Annotated in this window: 19 protein-coding genes; 10 read left to right on the top strand and 9 right to left on the bottom strand. The window is 71.8% G+C overall.

Annotated features, from left to right (window positions below):
* Window positions 1-17: 17 nt before the first annotated feature.
* The gene (locus ABEA82_RS36115) at window positions 18-1,235 is read left to right on the top strand and encodes an MFS transporter (protein ID WP_345665990.1); all 1,218 of its coding nucleotides are present in this window, start codon (window positions 18-20) and stop codon (window positions 1,233-1,235) included.
* A gap of 545 nt (window positions 1,236-1,780) precedes the next feature.
* On the opposite strand, the gene ABEA82_RS36110 is transcribed toward ABEA82_RS36115, so the two are convergent.
* On the bottom strand, window positions 1,781-2,944 hold the full coding sequence (locus tag ABEA82_RS36110) for a hypothetical protein (RefSeq protein WP_345665989.1): 1,164 nt from the start codon (window positions 2,942-2,944) through the stop codon (window positions 1,781-1,783).
* A complete protein-coding gene (locus ABEA82_RS36105) occupies window positions 2,941-3,882 on the bottom strand; it encodes a 5-dehydro-4-deoxyglucarate dehydratase (protein ID WP_345665988.1) in 942 nt (313 codons plus the stop codon). Before ABEA82_RS36105 ends, ABEA82_RS36110 begins: the two co-directional genes overlap by 4 nt.
* Window positions 3,883-4,105: 223 nt before the next feature.
* Here ABEA82_RS36105 and ABEA82_RS36100 point away from each other — a divergent pair, with 223 nt between their 5' ends.
* The 8 genes from ABEA82_RS36100 (at window position 4,106) to ABEA82_RS36065 (ending at window position 11,979) form a co-directional block, all read left to right on the top strand.
* Window positions 4,106-4,915 carry an NAD-dependent epimerase/dehydratase family protein gene (locus ABEA82_RS36100; RefSeq protein WP_345665987.1) on the top strand — a complete coding sequence of 270 codons (810 nt, stop codon included), beginning with the start codon at window positions 4,106-4,108 and terminating at the stop codon, window positions 4,913-4,915.
* Between the two features lie 300 nt (window positions 4,916-5,215).
* Window positions 5,216-5,983 (top strand): DeoR/GlpR family DNA-binding transcription regulator, encoded by a 768-nt coding sequence (locus ABEA82_RS36095; protein WP_345665986.1) that lies wholly within the window; start codon window positions 5,216-5,218, stop codon window positions 5,981-5,983.
* Window positions 5,984-6,088: 105 nt separating this feature from the next.
* Window positions 6,089-7,462, top strand: coding sequence for an ABC transporter substrate-binding protein (locus ABEA82_RS36090; RefSeq protein WP_345665985.1), 1,374 nt, complete (start codon window positions 6,089-6,091; stop codon window positions 7,460-7,462).
* Window positions 7,459-8,397 carry a carbohydrate ABC transporter permease gene (locus tag ABEA82_RS36085; protein ID WP_345665984.1) on the top strand — a complete coding sequence of 313 codons (939 nt, stop codon included), beginning with the start codon at window positions 7,459-7,461 and terminating at the stop codon, window positions 8,395-8,397. The genes ABEA82_RS36090 and ABEA82_RS36085 overlap by 4 nt, the downstream gene beginning before the upstream one ends.
* On the top strand, window positions 8,394-9,245 hold the full coding sequence (locus tag ABEA82_RS36080; protein ID WP_345665983.1) for a carbohydrate ABC transporter permease: 852 nt from the start codon (window positions 8,394-8,396) through the stop codon (window positions 9,243-9,245). Before ABEA82_RS36085 ends, ABEA82_RS36080 begins: the two co-directional genes overlap by 4 nt.
* Window positions 9,242-10,231 carry a zinc-dependent alcohol dehydrogenase family protein gene (locus tag ABEA82_RS36075; RefSeq protein WP_345665982.1) on the top strand — a complete coding sequence of 330 codons (990 nt, stop codon included), beginning with the start codon at window positions 9,242-9,244 and terminating at the stop codon, window positions 10,229-10,231. The genes ABEA82_RS36080 and ABEA82_RS36075 overlap by 4 nt, the downstream gene beginning before the upstream one ends.
* Before the next feature lie 241 nt (window positions 10,232-10,472).
* Complete coding sequence (locus ABEA82_RS36070) at window positions 10,473-10,694, top strand: hypothetical protein (protein ID WP_345665981.1); 222 nt, start codon at window positions 10,473-10,475, stop codon at window positions 10,692-10,694.
* 64 nt (window positions 10,695-10,758) lie between these two features.
* Window positions 10,759-11,979 (top strand): TerD family protein, encoded by a 1,221-nt coding sequence (locus ABEA82_RS36065; RefSeq protein ID WP_345666095.1) that lies wholly within the window; start codon window positions 10,759-10,761, stop codon window positions 11,977-11,979.
* Between the two features lie 123 nt (window positions 11,980-12,102).
* On the opposite strand, the gene ABEA82_RS36060 is transcribed toward ABEA82_RS36065, so the two are convergent.
* The 4 genes from ABEA82_RS36060 to ABEA82_RS36045 form a co-directional block, all read right to left on the bottom strand.
* Complete coding sequence (locus ABEA82_RS36060; protein WP_345665980.1) at window positions 12,103-12,678, bottom strand: TetR/AcrR family transcriptional regulator; 576 nt, start codon at window positions 12,676-12,678, stop codon at window positions 12,103-12,105.
* Window positions 12,679-12,993: 315 nt separating this feature from the next.
* Window positions 12,994-14,031 (bottom strand): LacI family DNA-binding transcriptional regulator, encoded by a 1,038-nt coding sequence (locus ABEA82_RS36055; RefSeq protein ID WP_345665979.1) that lies wholly within the window; start codon window positions 14,029-14,031, stop codon window positions 12,994-12,996.
* 146 nt (window positions 14,032-14,177) lie between these two features.
* Window positions 14,178-15,626 carry an alkaline phosphatase PhoX gene (locus tag ABEA82_RS36050; RefSeq protein ID WP_345665978.1) on the bottom strand — a complete coding sequence of 483 codons (1,449 nt, stop codon included), beginning with the start codon at window positions 15,624-15,626 and terminating at the stop codon, window positions 14,178-14,180.
* A 153-nt stretch (window positions 15,627-15,779) separates the two neighbouring features.
* Window positions 15,780-17,207, bottom strand: coding sequence for a hypothetical protein (locus tag ABEA82_RS36045; RefSeq protein WP_345665977.1), 1,428 nt, complete (start codon window positions 17,205-17,207; stop codon window positions 15,780-15,782).
* A 303-nt stretch (window positions 17,208-17,510) separates the two neighbouring features.
* Here ABEA82_RS36045 and ABEA82_RS36040 point away from each other — a divergent pair, with 303 nt between their 5' ends.
* The gene (locus ABEA82_RS36040; RefSeq protein ID WP_345665976.1) at window positions 17,511-19,340 is read left to right on the top strand and encodes an endonuclease/exonuclease/phosphatase family protein; all 1,830 of its coding nucleotides are present in this window, start codon (window positions 17,511-17,513) and stop codon (window positions 19,338-19,340) included.
* Between the two features lie 44 nt (window positions 19,341-19,384).
* On the opposite strand, the gene ABEA82_RS36035 is transcribed toward ABEA82_RS36040, so the two are convergent.
* The 3 genes from ABEA82_RS36035 to ABEA82_RS36025 all read right to left on the bottom strand — a co-directional run bounded on the left by ABEA82_RS36035 (window position 19,385) and on the right by ABEA82_RS36025 (window position 21,245).
* The gene (locus ABEA82_RS36035; protein ID WP_345665975.1) at window positions 19,385-20,065 is read right to left on the bottom strand and encodes an antibiotic biosynthesis monooxygenase; all 681 of its coding nucleotides are present in this window, start codon (window positions 20,063-20,065) and stop codon (window positions 19,385-19,387) included.
* Between the two features lie 383 nt (window positions 20,066-20,448).
* Entirely contained in the window at window positions 20,449-20,829 is a 381-nt protein-coding gene (locus tag ABEA82_RS36030) for a DUF3618 domain-containing protein (RefSeq protein WP_345665974.1), read from the bottom strand.
* Window positions 20,826-21,245, bottom strand: a complete 420-nt coding sequence (locus tag ABEA82_RS36025; RefSeq protein ID WP_345665973.1) for a phage holin family protein — start codon at window positions 21,243-21,245, stop codon at window positions 20,826-20,828. Before ABEA82_RS36025 ends, ABEA82_RS36030 begins: the two co-directional genes overlap by 4 nt.
* Window positions 21,246-21,473: the final 228 nt, after the last annotated feature.

Here is a 21,473-nt window from a genome sequence, read left to right as displayed (position 1 = left end):
TCCCACGATGGCCAGGCATGACGACCAAGACGACCTGGCCTCTCCTGCGCGTCCTGCGCGACCGCGACGCGGGCCTCTACCTCTCCGGCGCGGTGGTGTCCGGCTTCGGCACCTCGGCCCTGTGGCTGGCCTCCGGAGTGTGGGTGAAGGACCTCACCGGCTCGGACGGCCTGGCCGCGTTGTGCATGCTGGCCATGTGGCTGCCGGCCCTGGCCGGGCCGCTGCTGGGCACCGTCGCCGACCGCGGCCGCCGCAAGCCGGTGCTGATCGGCGTGAACGTGCTCCTCGCCGCCCTCCTGCTCACCCTCGTGTCCGTCGACTCGCCGGGGGAGCTGTGGCTGCTGTACGCGGTGCTGTTCGTATACGGCGCGGCGGGCGTCGTCCATGACGCGGCCGAGTCCGCGCTCGTCTCGGCCGCCGTCGACCCGGCCCTGCTGGGCGACTTCAACGGCCTGCGGACGACGGCGACCGAGGGCATGAAGCTCCTGGCCCCGCTGACGGGCGCGGGCCTGTACGCGGCGTACGGCGGGGCGGGCGTCGCCCTCCTGGACGCGGCTACGTTCGTGCTGGCCACGGGGATGTACGCGGTGCTGCGGGTTCGGGAGGAGAAGCCCGCGCGGCCGGCCGGGAACCACCGTCGACAGACCGCCGAGGGCGCCCGCCACCTGTGGGCGCACCCGGGCCTGCGCGCCCTGGTCGTGGCGGGCGGCGCCACCATGCTGTGCGCCGGACTGAACGGGGCGCTGGTCTACGCCGTGGTCGACGGCCTCGGCCACTCCCCCGCGTACGCGGGTGTGCTGTACGCCGTGCAGGGCGCGGGGTCGGTGGCGGTCGGGCTGCTCTCCGGCAGCGCCCTGCGCCGACTGGGCGAGCGGCGCTTCGCGGCGTACGGCATCGCGCTGCTCGCCGTCGCGGTCGCCCTGCGGGCGGTGCCGTCCGACCCGTCGGCGCTGGTGTGCAGCGCGGCGATCGGCGCGGGCCTGCCCGCGGTGCTGATCGCCACGCTGACCTCGGTGCAGCGCGAGACGCCGGGCCCGCTGCTGGGCCGCGTCACCGCCACGGCCCACACCCTGGTGTACACGCCGAACGTGCTCGGACTGGCCGCCGGAGCGGCCCTGGTCGAGCTGGTGAGCCACCGGCTGATGCTGGTGACGCTGGGCGTGGCCCTGCTGACGACAGCGGCCGCGCTGCTTCAGCGCCCGTCGAGAACGGGGACCACCACCGCCGCCTGGTGAGGCCCCCTCGCCACTTCAGCCCCCTCCGAGGGCAGAACCGTCCCCGCCCCTCGACGCCACCGCACCGCATCAGCCCCAGCAGGGCCCGAACCGCCCCCGACCGGCGACGCCGCCCCATCGCCTCAGCGACATGAGAGCCAAGCGCACACCGCCCGGCGACAAAGGCCGACGCCTCAGCGCGACACAAGAGCCCGACTCATCCCCGACACGCGCCACAAAGCCACCACATCAGCCCTCAGCAAGGTCCGTACCGCCCCGCCCGGCGATGCCACCCACCACAACAGGGCCGCCCGACAAGGACCCAAACCGCCGCCGCCCGGCGACAAGCACCCACGGCCTGAGCGCGGCACAAGAGCCAGACCCGTCCCCGACACGCGCACCACGCCACCACATCAGCCCTCTGCAAGGCCCCCACCGCCTCCGACCGGCGACGCCAAGCCACTGCCTCAGCGCGACACGCACGCCAAGCCCACCCCGCCCGGCGACGCCACCCCACCACACCTGCCCCGGCAAGGACCCCGGCGACGAAGGCGTGGCCCGGCGTCTCAGCGCGTGGTGAGGGCGGAGCGGACCGTCTCCAGGTCGCCGTCGGACGCGAGCCCGGCGTGGTACAGCCGCAGTTCGGTGGCGCCGAGGCGCGTGGCCTCGGCGGCGTCGGCGGCGAGGGTACCGGGGCTGCCGCCCATGCCGGAGACGACGGGGAAGTTGGCGGCGATGACGGCGCCCTCCCTGCCCTGCCGGGCGAACGGCGTCAGCGTGCCGGTGCCGCCCGCGCAGGGCACGACCACACCGTCCGCCACGGACAGGATGTGCGCCGGATCGACCCCGGGGTTGGCGCCGGCGTGGTAGGACACCGGGTCCGCGTGGAGCAGCACCTGGAAGCCGTCGGGGGCGGCGGCCCGGACCGCCGCGACGGCCTCCTCCTGGAGCGAGCGGGCGGTTTCGTCGCGGTACGCGCGCGTGGTGTTCGCGAGCGTCTCGCCGAGGAGCTTCTCGATGCCCGTCCAGCCCCCGTCCGAGGGCGCGCCCTGCCACACCGGCTCCAGCGCGGCCCGTACCGCGACCGCCAGCTCGTCGGCGTCCAGGCCGTGCCGGCCGTAACCCTCCCGGCAGGCCGGGCAGAAGCAGAGCGCCATCAGGTACTGCCCGGCGTCCCCGAGGCCGACGCCGCCGGTCTTGTCGTGGGCGTGCAGATGCTCCAGGCCGTACCAGCCGAGGGACTCCAGCTCGGTGCCGCGCGCCCCGGGCCGGACGGCGGCCTCCGCAGCCAGGTCGATCAGGTACGCGCGCGTGGCCGGCTGGGCGATGCACGGAGCCCAGGGGTAGCGGTCCCCGTAGGCGTTGACGACCGAGGTGCCGGGGTGCTCGGCGCCCAGGCGGGAGTTGTGCGCGAGGACGACCCAGGTGTGCACCTCGAGACCGGCGTCCGTGAGCGCGGCGGCGGCCTCGCCGAAGGCGTCCCCGGGGGCCCAGCCGCCGGCCGGGTAGGGGCGCAGCTCCCGCCCGTCCCAGCGGTCGCCCGCCGGGTACAGCACGGCGGCGTGCTCGGCGGTGACGATGCGGTGGCGGGGGTGGCGGGGCGTGAGCGCGCGGGTGGAGTGGTAGGCGGCGGCGAGCGTCACCTGCTCCACGCCCAGCCCGGCGATCCGAGCGGGCGCCTCCGGGTCCCCGTTGACGTCCCAGGGGTAGACGAAAGCCGACGCCTTCACTTGGCCTCCTCCAGCAGCGCGTAGCCGCGTTCGATCAGTTCGGCGAGCTGCTTCACATGATCCCCGGTCGGCTCGTGCAGCGGGGGCCGCACCTCTCCCACGTCCAGTCCGCGCAGCCGGACACCGGCCTTGACGAGGGCGACGGCGTAGCCGCGGCCCTGGGCGCGCAGTTCGACGAAGGGGCGGAAGAAACCGTCGAGCAGCTTCTCGACGGTCGGTTCGTCGCCGGTCCGCAGGGCCTGGTGGAAGGCGAGGGCGAGCTCGGGCGCGAAGCAGAACACGGCGGAGGAGTAGAGCGTGACGCCGAGGGCGCGGTAGGCGAGCTGGGTCTGCTCGGCGGTCGGCAGGCCGTTGAAGTAGAGGAAGTCCCCCGGGCTCGCGGAGCGTACGGCGCTGACGATCCGCTGCATGAGGTCGAGGTCGCCGAGCCCGTCCTTGAGGCCGATGATCCCGTCCGTACGGGCCAGTTCGACGACGGTCTCCGGGGTGAAGACTGCGTTGTCGCGCTGGTAGACGATGACGGGCAACGAGGTCGCCGCGGCCACCTCCCGGTAGTGCCGCAGCAGCCCCTCCTGCCCGGCGACGACGAGGTAGGGCGGCATGGCGAGCAGGCCGTCCGCCCCGGCCGCCTCGGCGAGGCGGGCGTAGCGCACGGCGAGCGCGGTGCCGTACCCGGCGCCCGCGACGACCGGCACCCGGCCCTCGGCCGCCTCGACGGCCACCCGGACGCCGGCCTCGAACTCCTCGGGCGTCAGCGCGTGGAACTCGCCGGTGCCGCAGCAGGCGAACACGGCGGCGGCCCCGGCCTCGACCCCGCGGCGCACATGTGTGCGGTAGGTGTCGAGGTCCACGGAGCCGTCGGGTCCGTAGGCGGTGACCGGGAAGAACAGCGGTCCGCTGGGGATGTCGAGTCGGGCGGCGAGAGGGGCTGACGTCACGAGCTCTCCCGGTTCCATATTCATGATTGCCGTCTATATTTCTGAACGAGTCCACGCTAAGGCGCCGCCTCGGTGCCGGTCAAGCGCGCGAACCCTGGACACATCAGCGCATTCGTCACTCACGCGACCCCCTTGACGGGCTCCACCCCACCTCCTTAGCGTGTCCACGCTTATGAATGGCGTGCGCTCATGTGCACAATGGCCGATTCAAGGAGAACCGAGGATGCCCGCTCCCCGCACCGTTCTGCTCACCGGCGCCGCCGGGGGCCTCGGCACCCTGATGCGGGACCTGCTCCCCGACTACGGCTACGACCTGCGCCTGCTCGACATGCGCCCCGTCGAGGGCGCGCCGGACGCGATCGTCGCCGACCTCGCCGACCGGGAGGCCCTGCGCGAGGCGGTCCGGGGTGTCGACGCGATCATCCACCTCGCGGGCATCTCCCTGGAAGCCCCCTTCGAGAAGATCGTCAAGGCGAACATCGAGGGCACCTACCACCTCTATGAGGCCGCCCGCGAGGAGGGCGTCGGCCGGATCGTCTTCGCCTCGTCCAACCACGCCGTCGGCTACACCCCGCGCCCGCGAGGCGACGACCCCCTCATCCCGATCGACACCCCGCGCCGCCCGGACACCTTCTACGGCCTGTCGAAGTGCTTCGGCGAGGACCTCGCCCAGCTCTACTGGGACCGGCACGGCCTGGAGACGGTCTCGGTGCGGATCGGCTCCTGCTTCCCCGAGCCGACGAGCGTCCGCATGCTCTCGGTGTGGATGAGCCCCGCCGACGGCGCCCGGCTCTTCCACGCGGCCCTGACCGCCGAGCACGTCGGCCACACGGTCGTCCACGGCTCCTCCGCCAACACCCGCCTCTGGTGGGACCTGACCTCGGCGCGGGCGCTCGGCTACGACCCCCAGGACGACTCCGAGCCCTTCGCCGAGAAGCTGATCGCCGAGCAGGGCGAACTGCAGGACGGCAACGAGGCGCACGCCTACCTGGGCGGGCAGTTCGTGACGGACCCGCCGGTCTGGCCGCACTGACCTGAGGACATCACCTCCGGCGGCGGGCGGGCAAAAAACGGACCCGCCCGCTCGGGCATTCGGGCACGCTCCGGAAGGCGGCGGGGCGACACCCTCAGGGGCGCGGGGAACTGCGCCACCAGCCACAAAGCGCCCGCAGACGGCCGCTGCACCCCCGCGGAACGCCGCGCATGTCCGGGACCGAACGGGCACACACGGGCAGGATCGCGCCCGCAACAGACCTGGCCACCGTCGAGGACCCGCTGTAGAACTTCCCCCATGGCCCGAACGGGCAGCACAGCAGGGAGGCGGGTGACGGCCATGAACAGAACCGCGGAAGAACGTCAGCGCGAGATCGTGCTGGCCGCCCGGCGCGACGGCTCGGTCGACGTCACCGCCCTCGCCTCCGAACTCGGCGTGGCCAAGGAGACCGTACGGCGGGATCTGCGCGTCCTGGAGGACCACGGCCTGCTCCGCCGCACCCATGGCGGCGCCTACCCCGTGGAGAGCGCCGGGTTCGAGACGACGCTCGCCTTCCGCGCCACCAGCCACGTCCCCGAGAAGCGGCGCATCGCCACCGCCGCCGCCGACCTGCTCGGCGACGCCGAGACCGTCTTCGTCGACGAGGGCTACACCCCGCAGCTCATCGCCGAAGCACTCCCCCGGGACCGGCCGCTGACCGTGGTCACCGCGTCCCTGCCGGTCGCGGGCGCCCTGGCCGAGACCGACACCGTGTCCGTCCTGCTGCTGGGCGGCCGGGTCCGCTCCGGCACCCTCGCCACCGTCGACCACTGGACGACCAAGATGCTGGCCGGCTTCGTCGTCGACCTGGCGTTCATCGGCGCCAACGGCATCTCCCGCGAACACGGCCTCACCACCCCCGACCCGGCCGTCAGCGAGGTCAAGACACAGGCGATCCGGGCCGCCCGCCGCACGGTGTTCGCCGGTGTGCACACCAAGTTCGGAGCCGTCAGCTTCTGCCGGTTCGCCGAGGTCGGCGCGCTGGAGACGATCGTGACGAGCACCCTGCTGCCGACGGCCGAGGCCCACCGCTACTCACTGCTCGGACCGCAGGTCATCCGCGTCTGACCAACCGCACTCCCCCACCGCACTCCACGTCCCCGGGCTCAGCCACGCCCCGTGATGCCCCTTATCTCCCCATACATCCTCTCCCCATATCTCCAGGAGCGATCCATGCGAACCCAGAGCCGACGACGGCCACCGCGAGCCACGCTCGCCATGGCCGCCGCAGGGACGCTGCTCGCCCCGCTGCTCTCCGGCTGCTGGGTCGGCGCGGGCGGGGCCGGATCCGGCGGCGACGCCATCAACGTCCTGATGGTCAACAACCCCCAGATGGTCGAGCTGCAGAAGCTGACCCGCGCCCACTTCACCAAGGAGACGGGCATCAAGGTCAACTTCACCGTGCTGCCCGAGAACGACGTCCGCGACAAGATCAGCCAGGACTTCGCCAACCAGGCCGGCCAGTACGACGTCGCCACGCTGTCCAACTACGAAATACCGATCTACGCCCGCAACGGCTGGCTGCGCGAGATGAACTCGTACGTCGCCAAGGATCCGGCCTACGACGAGCAGGACGTCCTCAAGCCGATGCGCCAGTCCCTCTCCGGGGACGACGGCAAGCTCTACGGCCAGCCCTTCTACGGCGAGTCCTCGTTCCTGATGTACCGCAAGGACGTGTTCGAGCAGAAGGGCCTGACCATGCCCGCGCGCCCCACCTGGCAGCAGGTGGCGGACCTCGCGGCGAAGGCGGACGGCGCCGAACCCGGCATGAAGGGCATCTGCCTGCGCGGCCTGCCCGGCTGGGGCGAGGTGATGGCACCCCTGACCACGGTCGTGAACACCTTCGGCGGCACCTGGTTCGACAAGAACTGGAAGGCGCGGCTCGACTCCCCGGAATTCAAGAAGGCGACGAAGTTCTATGTCGACCTGGTGCGCGAGCACGGCGAGTCCGGCGCCGCCCAGTCCGGCTTCGCCGAGTGCTTGAACAACATGACCCAGGGCAAGGTCGCCATGTGGTACGACGCCACCTCCGCGGCCGGATCCCTGGAGGCGGCGAACTCGCCCGTCAAGGGCAAGGTCGGCTACGCCCCCGCCCCCGTCGAGAAGACCGACTCCTCCGGCTGGCTCTACACCTGGGCCTGGGGCATCCAGAACGCCTCCCGCAACCCCGACAACGCCTGGAAGTTCGTCTCCTGGGCGTCCGGCAAGGGCTACGAGGAACTGGTCGGCGACAAGGCGGGCTGGTCCAACGTGCCGGCCGGCAAGCGTGCTTCGACGTATGCCAACGCCGACTACCGCAAGGAAGCCGCCGCCTTCCAGGAGATGACCAAGGAGGCCATCGAGGGGGCCCGGCCCGACGACCCCGGCGTGCAGCCCCGGCCCGCCCCCGGCATCCAGTTCGTCGGCATCCCCGAGTTCACCGACCTCGGCACCAAGGTCTCCCAGGAGATCAGCGCGGCCATCGCCGGACGCCAGTCCGTCGACTCGGCCCTGAAGAAGTCACAGGCGCTCGCCGAGAAGATCTCCGAGGAGTACGAGGGACGATGACAGCGACGACAACGGCCCCCGTGGCCACGCCCCCGGTCCCCGCGACACGTCCGCCCTCGGCCCGGCTGCGCGCCTGGGCCACCCGGGCCCCGCTGCTCCCCGCCCTGATCTTCATGATCATCGTCACCCAGCTGCCGTTCGTGGCCACGCTGGTGATCTCCTTCTTCGACTGGAACTCCCTCTATCCCGACGCCCGCCGCTTCACCGGCCTCGGCAACTACCAGGAGGTCCTCACCGACGCGGACCTGCGCCACTCGGTGTGGACGACCGTGCTGCTGACGGTCGCGGTCGTCCTGGCCAGTCTGGTGCTGGGACTGGTACTCGCCCTGCTGCTGGACCGGCGGTTCCGGGGCCGCGGCCTCGTCCGCACCCTGCTGATCGCCCCGTTCCTGGTGGTCCCGGTGGCAGCGGCACTGCTCTGGAAGCATGTGCTCTACAACCCTGAATACGGCCTCCTCAATGGGTTGTTGCACTATGTGGGCGGCCCACAGCCGGACTGGGTCTCCAACACCCCGCTGCTCGCGGTCGAGGCGTCGCTCGTCTGGCAGTGGACGCCGTTCATGATGCTGATCCTGCTCGCCGGCCTGCAGAGCCGCGACCAGGAACAGATCGAGGCCGCCCGGGTCGACGGCGCGAGCGACTGGCAGATCTTCGTCCACCTGACGCTCCCCCATCTGCGCCGCTATCTCGAACTGGGCGCCCTGCTGGGCTCGATCTACATCGTCCAGAACTTCGACGCGGTCTTCACGATCACGTCCGGCGGCCTGGGCACCGCCAACCTCCCCTACACCGTCTACCAGAGCTTCTACCAGGCCCACGAGAACGGCCTCGCCTCGGCCGCGGGCGTCCTGGTCGTCATCGGCTCGATCGTCATCGCGACCTTCGCCCTGCGCGTGGTGTCGTCCCTGTTCCGTGAGGAGGTGTCCCGCGCATGAGCACGACCGCACTGCGTGCCCGCCGGGTCCGTGGCAAGGGTGCGGGCCTGGGCCTGCTGGCCTGGCTGCTCGGCATCGCGTTCTTCCTGCCCATCGCGTGGATGGCCCTGACGTCCTTCCACTCGGAGGCGGACGCGGCGACCAACCCGCCGTCCTTCACCGCGGCCCTGACCCTCGACGGCTACCGCGAGTTCTTCGGCGCGGGCGGCGGCGCGAGCCCCTGGCCCGCCCTGATCAACTCGACGGTCGCGTCCGTGGCCTCGACACTGCTCGTCCTCGCCCTGGCCCTGCCGGCCGCGTACGCGCTGTCGATCAACCGGGTCCGCAAGTGGACGGACGTGCTGTTCTTCTTCCTGTCGACGAAGATGCTGCCGGTCGTGGCGGGCCTGCTGCCGATCTACCTGTTCGCCAAGAACGCCGGGATGCTGGACAACATCTGGCTGCTGGTCATCCTCTACACCTCGATGAACCTGCCGATCGCGGTGTGGATGATGCAGTCGTTCCTCGCCGAGATCCCGGTCGCGGTGATCGAGGCGGCGCGGGTCGACGGGGCCCGGCTGCCGACGGTCCTCACGCGCGTGGTCGCCCCCATGGCCCTGCCCGGCATCGCGGCGACCGCCCTGATCTGCTTCATCTTCAGCTGGAACGAACTGCTCTTCGCACGGGTGCTGACCGGCGTCGTCGCCGAGACCGCCCCTGTCTTCCTGACCGGCTTCATCACCAGCCAGGGCCTGTTCCTGGCCAAGGTGTGCGCCGCGTCGCTCGTCATCTCCCTGCCGGTGCTCGCCGCGGGGTTCGCCGCCCAGGACAAGCTGGTCCAGGGCCTGTCGTTGGGAGCCGTGAAATGAAGGCCGCCGTCATCGAGTCCGTGGGCCGGGCCGTCGTCGCCGAGGTCCCCGACCCGACGCCAGGGCCGCGGGAGGTCGTCGTGGAGGTCGCGGCCTGCGGGCTGTGCGGCACCGACCTGCACATCCTCCAGGGCGAGTTCGCCCCGAAGCTGCCGATCGTGCCCGGGCACGAGTTCGCCGGCGAGGTCGTCGGGGTGGGCGCCCAGGTCACGGAGGTGTCGGTGGGCGACCGGGTCGCGGTGGACCCGTCCCTGTACTGCTACGAGTGCCGCTACTGCCGCACCGGCCACAACAACCTCTGCGAACGCTGGGCCGCGATCGGCGTCACGACGGCCGGCGGCGCGGCACAGTACGCGGTCGCCCCGGTGGCGAACTGCGTGAAGCTCCCGGAGCACGTCCGCACCGAGGACGCGGCACTGGTGGAGCCGCTGTCCTGTGCGGTACGCGGCTACGACGTCCTCCAGTCCCGCCTCGGCGCCCATGTCCTGATCTACGGCTCGGGCACCATGGGCCTGATGATGCTGGAGCTGGCCAAGCGCACGGGCGCGGCGAGTGTGGACGTCGTCGACGTGAACTCCGCCCGTCTGGAGACCGCCCGCCGCCTCGGTGTCTCGGCGTCGGCGGCGAACCCGGACGAACTCGACCGCCCGCAGGGCTGGGACCTGGTCGTCGACGCCACCGGCAACGCGGCGGCGATCCAGGACGGCCTGGACCGGGTGGCGAAGGCGGGCACGTTCCTTCAGTTCGGCGTGGCCGACTACGCGACGCGCGTGACGATCGACCCGTACCGCATCTACAACCAGGAGATCACCATCACGGGCTCGATGGCGGTGCTGCACAGCTTCGAACGGGCGGCGGAGCTCTTCGCGAACGGCGTCCTGGACCCCGACGTCTTCATCAGTGACCGCATTCCACTGGAGCGGTACCCGCAGGCCCTGGAGCAGTTCGCGGCCGGGGTGGGCCGGAAGATCGTGGTGGTGCCGTAGGGAGCCGGAAGGACCACACACGTGTGGGGTGCGGCCCCCCTCTCGCCGCACCCCACACTCCCCCGCGTCCCCCGTGTCCCAGCGGTTGTGCAAGATCCTTCTCCGCCAGTCTTGTGCAGCCGGGCCGCCGGGGGAACCTCCGCCCGATGCCGATGTCCGACGGATTGATAGCGGAACGCCTATCAATGGGGGCGGGCGAAAATCACTGGGGTGTCCGCCTCCCGTCCCCTACCCTCGCGGCATGCCGCGCCCCCACGGATTCAGCTACGAGCAGCACACCGGCGGGACCGTCCGCATCAGCCACCACGGCCGCCTCGCCAGCACGCTGAACGGCCCGCGGGCCGCGCGGTTCCTCGCCGAGGTCGAGGCCTCCGACCCCCAGCTCGTCATGGCCCGCTGGACCGGCAACTACAAGCGGGGCAACGAACGCACGGCGCGCGACCACCCCCGCAATCGGCGCTGACCCGATTGGGCGCAGGGTAAGGGAACGGTAAAACCGCCTCGCTCGTTCACGGGGCATGACAGCTATGACCCCCGGCTCGAACATCCCCCTGTCCGCCGCCCGCGTGACGGTGGACGTCGCCGCCCCCGTGCGGCTCGACGTATCGGGCCTGCTGCTCACCGCCGACGGCAAGGTGCGCTCCGACGACGACTTCATCTTCTACAACCAGCCGTCGGGCCCGGGCGTGACGTACCGCTCCGGCGGCGGCACCTCGCCCGACGCGATCACGGTCGACACGACGGCCGTGCCCCCGGGCATCGAGAAGATCGTCGTGACGGCGAGCCCGGACGCCGCGGGCCAGACCTTCCAGGGCATCGAACCGACGGCCACCGTCCGCAACGCGGACGACGGCTCCGTCCTGGCCACGTTCACGCCGCCGCAGCTCGGCGCCGAGACGGCCCTGGTGATCGTCGAGATCTACCGGCGCAACGGCCAGTGGAAGGCCCGTGCCGTCGGCCAGGGATACGCCAACGGCCTCGCGGGCATCGCCACGGACTTCGGTGTCACGGTGGAGGAGCCGGCCGCCCCGGCCCAGCCGGTGCCGCCCGCCCAGCCGGTGGCCGCTCCGCCGCCCCCGGCGCAGCCCCCCATGGCCGCCCCGGCCCCGCCCGTCTCCGCACCCGCACCCGCGGCCCAGGCCACACCTCCGCCGCCCGCGCCCGGCGCCGGGAAGATCAACCTCGACAAGGGCCGCGTCAGCCTCCAGAAGAACCAGACGGTCTCCCTCGTCAAGGGCGGCCGCCCCCTGCTCTCCCAGGTCCGGATGGGCCTCGGCTGGGAGCCGGCGTACCGCGGCAAAGACATCGACCTGGACGCCTCGGTCATCGCCTACGGGCCGCAGCGCAACCACATCGACAGCTGCTACTTCGGCAAGCTCCAGATCGTCGGCGGCGCGATCCGGCACTCCGGCGACAACCTCACGGGCGAGGGCGGCGGGGACGACGAGGTCATCACGGTCGACCTCGGCCGTCTCCCCCAGGAGGTCTCGGGCCTGGTCTTCACGGTCAACTCCTTCTCCGGCCAGAAGTTCACGGAGGTCGCCAAGGCGTACTGCCGCCTCCTGGACGGCACGACGGGCGAGGAACTGGTCCGCTTCGACCTCACGAGCGCCGAGCCGCAGACGGGCGTGTTGATGGCCAAGCTGATCCGCCAGTTCTCCGGCGAGTGGGAGATGACGGCGATGGGCGACTTCGTGAAGTCGCGCACGGTGAGGGGGATGGTGAAGCCCGCGGCCCAGGCGCTGTGACACGCCTGTTCCCCGTGCCCCCTTGAGGGGCGCGGGGAACTGCTCGCCAAGCCACACACCCACCGCACCCGCAGGCCGCCCCCGCACCCTACGTGTCGACCCCGGGCCGGCCTCCCCGTCGTCTCAGGATCCCCGCGGCCGCAACCCCTCCGTCAGCAACGTCAGATACCGCCGGATGTGCCCGCACTCCGCGTCCGCCAGCTCCGCCGCCGCCGCGACACCATGGGCCAGCCGCAGGACGTCGATCGGCTCGATGTCACACCGTAGCGCGCCTTCCTCCTGGGCCGCACGGACCAGTCGCCCCGCCGCGCCCTTCACCGAGTCACCGCAGGCCGTTCCCACGGGGGAGCCGGTGTCCGCGACGGCCGGGCCCAGCAGGGCCCGGAGGCCGCGCATCCGGATCAGCCCGGCGCCGAGTGCGTACAGCCACTCGACCAGCGCCTCGCCCGGCGGGAGTTCGGCCGCGAGCTCGTCCGCCCGGGCCGCGATCGCCTCGATCCGGTCGAGGTACGCGGCCTCCAGCAGCGCGTGCCGCGTCGGGAAGTGCCGGTACAGCGTGCCGGAGCCCACCCCCGCGCGCTTGGCGATGTCGTCGAGCGACGCCCCTTCCCCGTGCTCGGCGAAGGCCTCCACGGCGACCTTCAGCAACCGCTCGTAGTTGCGCCGAGCATCCGCCCGCATGGGCCTGGCCTGCGCCATGCGTGCACTCCTCATGAACCGTGGGGCCCACCCCGGAACCGGGGACTCTCTCCGCACCCTACCGAGAACCGCCGAGGGCGGCGCGTGCGCTCGGCATCGGGCCGCCTCACCTCTTCATCGCCCCCGCCGCCAGGTCCCGCAGGAAGTGCCGCGCCCCGATCACGAACACCACGAGGGAGCTGCACGGCCGATCTGCCGTGCCTGGCGCCGCCGGAGGTCAGGCGGACGTCAGACGGACGTCAGGCGGACATCGGACGGGAGTCGAGCGGACGGCGCCTGGAAGCCAGGCGGAGGTCGGCGGACGTCGGGCGTTCGTCAGGCTGAGGCGCGCACCACGAGTTCGGGCACCACCCAGGCGTCCGCGCCCCGCAGCGGCTCCTCACCCGCGCGCAGCCGGGCCACCTGCTCCACGGCCAGCCGCCCGAGTCTCCGCTTGTCGATGTGCAGGGTGGTCAGGGCGGGTTCCACCAGCTCGCCCAGGGAAAGGCCGTCGAAGCCGAGGACGGCCAGGTCGTCCGGGACGCTCCGGCCGCGGCGGCGGGCGGTGCGCATCGCCCCGACCGCGATCAGGTCGTTGAAGCCGAAGACGGCGGTGATGTCCGGGCGTGCGGCCAGCAGCCGTTCCATGCCCGCCTCGCCGCCCGCGACGCTGTGCTCGGGGCACACCACGACCCAGTCCTCGTCGGCCGGCAACCCGAGCCGGCGTGCCTGGTCCAGGAAGGCCTGCCGGCGGGGGCCGGGACTGTGCACGCCGTCCAGCATGCCGATCCGGCGGTGCCCCGCGCGGAAGAGATGGTTCATGCCCTGTTCGACGCCGGTGGCGGCGTCGATGCCGACGGCCGCGAACCGGGTCTGCTGTGGTCCGCGCTCCAGCAGCACCAGGGGGACGCCGCCGAGGTGCCGGGTGAGGACGTCGTCCGGGTCCATGAAGTAGCCCACGACCGCGTCGGCCTGGTGGGAGAGCACGTCGAGCGCCTGTCGCTCCCTGGCCTCGTCGATCCGGGAGTCCCACACGACGACCTGCCAGCCGCGCTGCTCGGCCGCCTCCAGCACCCCCGCGGCCACCTCGGGGAAGAACGGATTCCGCAGGTCCGGAATGACCAGGCCGGCCGTCACCGTCCCCTTCTGGACGAGTCCGCGCGCGAACCGGCTGGGCCGGTAGTCCAGAAGCCGCGCGGCCTCCAGGACCCGTTCCTTGGTGCCCGGGTCGATCTCACCCTTGTCGTTGACCGCCCGGGAGACCGTCTGGCGTGACACCCCGGCCAGTCGTGCGACGTCGTGGATCGTGGCCCGGCGCCGGGCACTCTCGGGCCGGTCGGCACCCGGCTCCGCCCGCTGATTCTCCGTCCGCACGCGCAGCACTGTATCCGGCGGCGCCGGGCCCGGCACGGGCTACCGGGCCGGGGCCGCCCGCCCGTCTCCTCCAGCGCGGCGAACCCGGCGACCGTGCCGGCCTGGGTGGAGCCGGTCACCGAGCTCGCGTTCGAGGGGTCCGAGCCTCAGCGGCGCTGGCGCTTCCAGGGACCGGTGATGGCGAGCATGATGCCGGGGGTCTGGATGTTGGCGTAAAGGGTCCGGCCGTCGGGCGAGAAGGTGACGCCGGTGAACTCGCTGAACTCCGGCTCCTCCGCGGTGCCGATGTTGAGCTCGTTGCGGGCGATCGGGTACGTGCGGCCGCTGTCGGTGGCCCCGAACAGGTGCTGCACCCCTTCCCCGTCCTCGGCGATGACGAGGCCGCCGTACGGGGAGACGGTGATGTTGTCGGGGCCGTCGAAGGCACCGTCCTCGGCCGGGTCGGGGTTCACGCCGAGCAGCACCTTCAGCGTCAGCGTCCGGCGCTTGGGGTCGTAGAACCAGACCTGTCCGTCGTGCTGGACCGGGCTCTCCTGACGGGCGTACGAGGAGACGATGTAGGCGCCGCCGTCGCCCCACCACATGCCCTCGAGCTTGCGGGCGCGGGTGACCTCCCCGTCGCCGAACTGCTTGCGCACGGGGGTGGTGCGGGCGTCGCGGTCGGGTACGTCCACCCAGTCGACGCCGTAGACGGTGCCGATCTTCGTGGCGCGGGACAGGTCGTCGACGAACTTGCCGCCCGAGTCGAAGCACTTGGGCGCCTGGAGGACACCGGCGTCGTCGGCCAGCTCGCGGAACTTCCCGGGGCCGTACTCGAAGCCCTTGGGCGGGGTCCAGCGGAAGAAGAGGCCGTTGGGGCCGGCGGCGTCCTCGGTGAGGTAGGCGTGGCCGCGCCGGGGGTCGATGACGACGGCCTCGTGGTCGTAGCGGCCGAAGAACTTCAGCGGCTTGGGGCTCCGGTTGGCGCGCCGGTCGACGGGGTCGACCTCGAAGACGTAGCCGTGGTCCTTGGTCATGCCGTTGACGCCGGCCTTGTCGGAGTTCTCCTCGCAGGTGAGCCAGGTGCCCCAGGGGGTGCGGCCACCGGCGCAGTTCGTGGACGTACCGGCGATGCCGACCCACTCGGCGACCCGCCTGTCGGGGCGCACCTCGACGACCGTGCAGCCACCGGCGGCGGCCGGGTCGTAGACGAGGCCCTCGGTGAGCGGGACCGGGTACTTCCAGTTGGCGCGGGGGCCCTTCAGCTCGTGGTTGTTGACGAGCAGGGTGGTGCCGCGGGGGCCGTCGAAGGTGGCGGTGCCGTCGTGGTTGGAGGGCGTGAACTCACCGGACTCCAGCTTGGTTCTGCCGCTGTAGGTGATGACCCGGTACTCGAAGCCGGCGGGCAGGGCGAGGATGCCCTTCGGGTCGGACACGAGCGGCCCGTAGCCGACCCCGCGCCCCGCCTCCGCGGACGCCTCCTCCGTGCTGCTCTCGGTGTCGTAGGACGCGAGGGCGTTGGGTGCGGTGGCGAGGGCGCCGACGCTGCCCGCCAGCGCGACACCGGCACCGGTGATCGCGGAATTCCTGGCGAAGTCCCTGCGGGTGAGCGACATGGTGTCTCCTGTGACGGTGAGGATGCCGTGGAGGGTGGCGGACCTCGTTCGGCGAAACCGTCCCGCTCATCCGTGAACACCGGTTGAACAACACCCCGGGGGCGCGGGGAACTGCGCGAAAATCCACGACGAGCCGGCACTCGCGCGACGAACTCAGCCCCCCTGCTGCGACCGCGCCTTGAACGCAGCCTTCCGCGCCTCCTTGGCGACCTTCTTGTCCGGGTGCAACCGCCCCATCGCCTCCAGCACATCGGCGGTAGCCGGATGATCGACCCGCCACACGGCGGCGAAGAACCCACTGTGCTGCTGAGCAAGCCCCTGCACCAGCGCCCGCAGCTCCTCCGAGTTCCCCTCGGCGGCCAGCTGCGCGGCCACCGTGTCGATGGTCAGCCAGTACACCATCGCCTCGGACGGGGGCGGCACGTCCGTCGCGCCGTGCTCGGTCAGCCACACCCGGGCGAGGCCGCCCAGCTCGGCATCGTCGAGCACCTCCCGCAAGGCGGGCTCGGCCGAAGCGCCGACGAGCGACAGGGCCTGCTGGCACCGCAACCGCCGCAACGGCGCCCCGGGGTCGGAGCCCCGGGCCGCAGCCAGCAACTCCCGCGCCGCGGCGAGCGATTCCCGCCGCTCCAGCCACTGCTCGGTCTCGGCCTGTGCCGCGCCCGGCGGGTACTCCGCCGTGCCGTCGAGCAGCGCGTCGGCCCCCTTGTCCGCGAGCTCGCCGACGGCCGGCGCCTCGAACCCGGCCTCCATCAGCCGGGCGCGCATGCCGTACAGCCCGAGCGGGGTGAGCCGGACCATGCCGTAGCGGGAGACGTCGGTGTCGTCGACGGGCGCCGAGGGCTCCTCGTCGGCGTCGGCCATGAGCGCCTCGTCGACGGGCTGGTACTCCACGAGCCCCACCGGCTCCAGCGTCCGGAACTGGTCGTCCAGCCGCATCATCGCGTCGGACACCTGCTCCAGGACGTCGTTGGTGGGCTCCCCCATGTCGCTGGGCACGATCACCGAAGCGGCCAGCGCCGGCAGCGGCACCGGGGCGTCACCGGGCGTGTCCTCGCCGGCGGTCAGCAGGTAGAGGTTGCCGAGCACGCCGTCGAGGAACTCGGCCTCGGCCTCCGGATCCCAGTCGAGGGCGGAGAGATCGATCTCGCCGCCCTCGTCCACGAGATCGGCGAGTCCCTCCAGGTCGGGCACGCTCGCGTCGGCGAGCACCGTCTCCAGGGCAGTGAGCCACACCGCGAGCACGTCGTGCGGCGAGCCACCGGTGAGCAGCGCCAGATCCTCGCCGGCCCGGACGGTGCCCTCCTCCTCGTCGACGATCTCGACGAGCCCGGCGTCCACGGCCACCCGCCACGCCTCACTGGCGTCGGCGGCGGCGTCGTCTCCGCTCAGGTCAAGTGCCTCGGCCGCCGCGGGGAGCTGCTCGTCGACGAGGCCGCCGCCCGCGTCGACCCGGGTCTCCGGCCCGGCCCAGCGGGCCAGTCGGGCGGCCCGGGACAGCACCGGCGTGGACAGCGCGTCGCGCGCCAGCTCCGCTTCGGAGTGCAGCCGCACCGGCGGCAGGGGGGAGCTGTCTGACATCGGCTGTTCTCCTAGGACGCCTCATACGACTCAGCCGCTCAGCCTAGACGGATTTACACCCATGCCGCCCACTTCATGTCCCCGTCAGCGGTTGTACATGGCCGAAACCTTGACAACTGCCCTGAGCAGGCAGGAGATTGACGCGCGTAGAAGTCGGCGGACACTTGTTCACCGGGTCAGCCCCACCACACACCCGTCCACCACTCTCTACGCGCGTCACACCGCCCGCCCCACAGGTAGCGGCTGCCAGCCACACGTTCCACCCTCGTCCCGGCGCCTGTCACGTCCCCGGAGGGAATCCCGTTGCCGAGCAAGTCGTCCGCGCGCCTCGCCGCGCTCACCGTCGCCGCCGCGTGCTCCGCGGCATCCACGATCGTCCTCACCGCCCCCGCGCACGCGGACTCGGTCCGTGTCCACGACATCCAGGGCACCACCCGGACCTCCCCGTACGCCGGCAAGCAGGTCGCCGACGTACCCGGAATCGTCACGGGCATCCGCACCTACGGTTCGTCCCGCGGCTTCTGGATCCAGGACCCGAACCCGGACGCCGACGCCGCGACCAGCGAGGGCGTCTTCGTCTTCACCAGCTCCACGCCGAAGGGCGTCGCCGTCGGTGACTCCGTCACGGTCGGCGGCACGGTCTCGGAGTACGTCCCCGGTGGCACCACCTCCGGCAACCAGTCCCTGACGGAGATCACCAAGCCGACGTTCACGGTCCTGTCCAGCGGCAACCCGCTCCCCGCGGCCACCACCGTCTCCGCACGGTCGGTCCCCGCCGCCTACGCACCGGCCGGCGCCACCGACGCGAACGGCTCGATCAACGCGCTCCCCCTCCGGCCCGCGAAGTACGCCCTGGACCACTACGAGTCGCTGGAGGGCATGACGGTCCGGGTCGCCGACACCCGCGTGGTCGGCGCCACCGACCCGTACACCGAGCTCTGGGTGACGGTGAAGCCGCACGAGAACCGCAACCGCCACGGCGGCACGGTCTACGGCTCCTACGACGCCCAGAACACCGGCCGCCTCCAGATCCAGTCCCTCGGCCCGACGGCCGACTTCCCGGAGGCGAACGTCGGCGACACCCTCACCGGCACGACGGCGGGCCCGCTGGACTACAACCAGTTCGGCGGCTACACCCTGGTCGCGAGCGAGCTCGGCACGCTCAAGTCGTCGGGCCTGAAGCGCGAGACGACGAGCAGGCAGCGCTCCTCCGAGCTCGCGGTCGCCACCTACAACGTGGAGAACCTCGACCCCTCCGACGACACGTTCGCCGCCCACGCCGCCGCGATCGTGAACAACCTCAAGTCTCCGGACATCGTGTCCCTGGAGGAGATCCAGGACAACAACGGCGCCACGAACGACGGCACGGTCGCGGCCGACGAGACCCTGACCAAGCTGATCGACGCGATCGTCGCGGCCGGCGGCCCGAAGTACGACTGGCGCTCGATCGACCCGGCGAACAACACGGACGGCGGCGAGCCCGGCGGCAACATCCGCCAGGCCTTCCTGTTCAACCCGGAGCGGGTCTCCTTCACCGACCGTGCGGGCGGCGACGCCACCACGGCCACCGCCGTCACGAAGATCCGCGGCAAGGCCCACCTCACCCTCAGCCCGGGGCGCGTCGCCCCCGCCGAGGAGGCCTGGAAGAACAGCCGCAAGCCGCTGGCCGGCGAGTTCGTCTTCCGGGGCCGCACGGTCTTCGTGATCGCCAACCACTTCAACTCCAAGGGCGGCGACCAGGGCCTGACGTCCCAGTACCAGCCGCCGTCCCGCAGCTCCGAGACCCAGCGGCACCAGCAGGCCACCCTGGTGAACGCCTTCGTCAAGGACATCCTCGACACCCAGAAGAACGCGGACGTCATCGCCCTGGGCGACATCAACGACTTCGAGTTCTCCCGCACCGCGCAGCTCCTGGAGGGCCGCGGCGAACTCTGGTCGGCGATCAAGTCGCTCCCCCGGAGCGAGCGTTATTCGTACACGTACCAGGGCAACAGCCAGGTGCTCGACCAGATCCTGATCAGCCCGTCGATCCGCCGCGACTGCGACTTCGAGTACGACAGCGTGCACATCAACGCGGAGTTCAACGACCAGATCAGCGACCACGACCCGCAGGTCCTGCGCTTCCGCCCGTAACACCCTCACCCCGGGGGCCGGCTGGACACCACGCCCAGCCGGCCTCACCCGGGCACGAGCCCCAGAGCATGCCGGTACCGGCTCCCGCTCGACCCCTTCACCCCCGGATACGTCCGCACCCGTTCCCACGCGTCGGTCACCGGTGCGGCCAAGGACTCGTCATAGGCCCGGTCGCTCTCCCACTCGGCGTAGTTCAGCACGTGCCCGCCGTCGGTGCTCAGATGGAAGTGGGCGGAGATCAGCCCGGCATGCCCCTCCGGATCCTCAGCCACGCCCCGGAGCACGAGGTCCACCCACTCCGCCCGCCGCTCCCCGGCCTCGAAGTCGACCCGCACGGCAACGATCAGCCCCGGCACCCGCACATCCCCGACGGCCCGCTCCCGGCTCCGATACCGCCGGTACCGGCCGAGCCCCACCCGTTCGATCCCCGGCACATGGGTGTCGATCTCGTCGACCCGCTCCTGCCGATGAGCTTTCACAAAGCCCTCGTAGCCCTGCTCACTGCTCCACTGCGAGTAGTGCATCAGCGTGGTTCCGTCGTCCCCCGCGTACACGTGATACCCCAGCAGATCACCAGCGGGCCAGGGCCGCCGCTCCCAGGTACGCCCTATCGCGTCCACGGTCTGCCGCTGGCGCTCGGGGGTCCCCACGCGCCACGTACTGAAGAAGGGTGCGCCGATGCGCGGGTCGGTGAGGTCGGGGTGCTGCTCAGTTCGACGGCTCATTGAAGGCTCCTGTGGTGTGCTCCGGTCGGTGCACACCACACCCTGCAACCTCGACCAAACTTGAGGTCAAGCTCCGAGTTGTCGCCGAGGTCGGGGCGTCACGCAACCCGGCGGAACGGGGTGCCGCTGCGCCCACCCTCCCCCAAGCCCTCGGCTTCGCTCGAGCAGGGGGGACCCCCATCGCCCCTAGCGGCACGCATGCCCGCAGCTAGGACGGCTCGCAGCCGCCGTGCCACGGAAGGGGGCGTGTCGGGGGGTGCCCGCCCGCAGCGGGCGGCGCGTGTAACGCCAGTGAGCCGGTAGGTGACCTGGTCGCGCCGTTCCGAGGACGGACACCCCCCGGCACGCCCCCGACCCACACCCCACGGCCGACGCTCAGCCCCTCAACACCAGCGATGCCCACGCTGCTGCTGCCGCCGCCGCACCACCTCGACCGCCACCACCGCAGCCCCCGCAGCCACCCCGGCAACCAGTACCGGTCGCGGATGCCGCATCCCGGCCCGCACGACATTCCGCACCGGCCGAGGCCCCGTATGCGTCGCCTTGTCCTGCACCGTGTACCCAGCCTGCGCGGCGCTGCTCCGCAGCTGCACGGTCATCGCCCCGGCCTTGTCCCGGAGATCTGCCGCCCGAGCCCGCGCACGCCCCTTCACATCCGCCTTCCCCGCCAACTCCTCCACCGTGTCCCCGAGTTCGTTCCGAGTCCGCTCGATCTGCTGCCGCAGTTCGTCGGGCCCCTTGGCCCCACCCGTCGCTTCCGTCATCGATGCGCCCTTTCCTTGATCTCCTCCACGTCCGCCTTGACGCTGCCGAGAGCCTCCTCAGGCGTGGGAGGCGTAGCCCGCCGCAGCTGTCCCCGGCCGACCGCGGCCAGCACGCCCGCGATCACGAACAGCACACCCGTGATGATGAGCGCCGCGGCCCAGACGGACAGCACGAGCGACAGCGCGGCGATGCCCGTACCGGCCAGCGCGAGGAACCCGGCGTAGGCGACCGCACCCGCCGCCCCGAGCAGTCCACCGCCACGGCCCGCACGCCGTCCCTTCTCGGCCAGCTCCTCCTTGGCAAGAGCCACTTCCTGCCGCACGAGCCGGGAGAGCTGCTCCGCGGCCTGTGAGACGAGCTCCCCCACGGAGTGGTGCTCGTCGCGCACGGCCCTTTGATCAATGGTCCCGGTCACGGTGTTCCGCCTCCTCTCGACGTAGGAACCCCCGAGTACCCGGCCCACCCCCCGCTACCCCTGCGGCGCCCCGCCGTCCCCCCGCTCCCCCAGCCGGGTCAGTTGAGCCTGAAACCAGTCGAGCCGCGCCTGCAACAACGCGGCCTCCGCGACAAGTTCGGACACCCCCACCTCCACGCCCACCCCTGCCCCCTCCACCCTCGCCCCCGCCAGAGCCACCCCACCCAC

This window comes from Streptomyces venetus (assembly GCF_039540295.1).
In the GTDB taxonomy this organism is placed as follows: domain Bacteria; phylum Actinomycetota; class Actinomycetes; order Streptomycetales; family Streptomycetaceae; genus Streptomyces; species Streptomyces venetus.
This window is presented reverse-complemented; position numbering and strand designations above follow the sequence as displayed.

Coding starts and splice junctions, on each gene's coding strand:
- ABEA82_RS36090 (WP_345665985.1), top strand. CDS start 6,089: ATGCGAACCCAGAGCCGACGACGGCCACCGCGAGCCACGCTCGCCATG.
- ABEA82_RS36060 (WP_345665980.1), bottom strand. CDS start 12,678: ATGGCGCAGGCCAGGCCCATGCGGGCGGATGCTCGGCGCAACTACGAG.
- ABEA82_RS36030 (WP_345665974.1), bottom strand. CDS start 20,829: ATGACGGAAGCGACGGGTGGGGCCAAGGGGCCCGACGAACTGCGGCAG.
- ABEA82_RS36050 (WP_345665978.1), bottom strand. CDS start 15,626: ATGTCGCTCACCCGCAGGGACTTCGCCAGGAATTCCGCGATCACCGGT.
- ABEA82_RS36085 (WP_345665984.1), top strand. CDS start 7,459: ATGACAGCGACGACAACGGCCCCCGTGGCCACGCCCCCGGTCCCCGCG.
- ABEA82_RS36100 (WP_345665987.1), top strand. CDS start 4,106: ATGCCCGCTCCCCGCACCGTTCTGCTCACCGGCGCCGCCGGGGGCCTC.
- ABEA82_RS36075 (WP_345665982.1), top strand. CDS start 9,242: ATGAAGGCCGCCGTCATCGAGTCCGTGGGCCGGGCCGTCGTCGCCGAG.
- ABEA82_RS36035 (WP_345665975.1), bottom strand. CDS start 20,065: ATGAGCCGTCGAACTGAGCAGCACCCCGACCTCACCGACCCGCGCATC.
- ABEA82_RS36045 (WP_345665977.1), bottom strand. CDS start 17,207: ATGTCAGACAGCTCCCCCCTGCCGCCGGTGCGGCTGCACTCCGAAGCG.
- ABEA82_RS36115 (WP_345665990.1), top strand. CDS start 18: ATGACGACCAAGACGACCTGGCCTCTCCTGCGCGTCCTGCGCGACCGC.
- ABEA82_RS36070 (WP_345665981.1), top strand. CDS start 10,473: ATGCCGCGCCCCCACGGATTCAGCTACGAGCAGCACACCGGCGGGACC.
- ABEA82_RS36095 (WP_345665986.1), top strand. CDS start 5,216: ATGAACAGAACCGCGGAAGAACGTCAGCGCGAGATCGTGCTGGCCGCC.
- ABEA82_RS36065 (WP_345666095.1), top strand. CDS start 10,759: ATGACCCCCGGCTCGAACATCCCCCTGTCCGCCGCCCGCGTGACGGTG.
- ABEA82_RS36080 (WP_345665983.1), top strand. CDS start 8,394: ATGAGCACGACCGCACTGCGTGCCCGCCGGGTCCGTGGCAAGGGTGCG.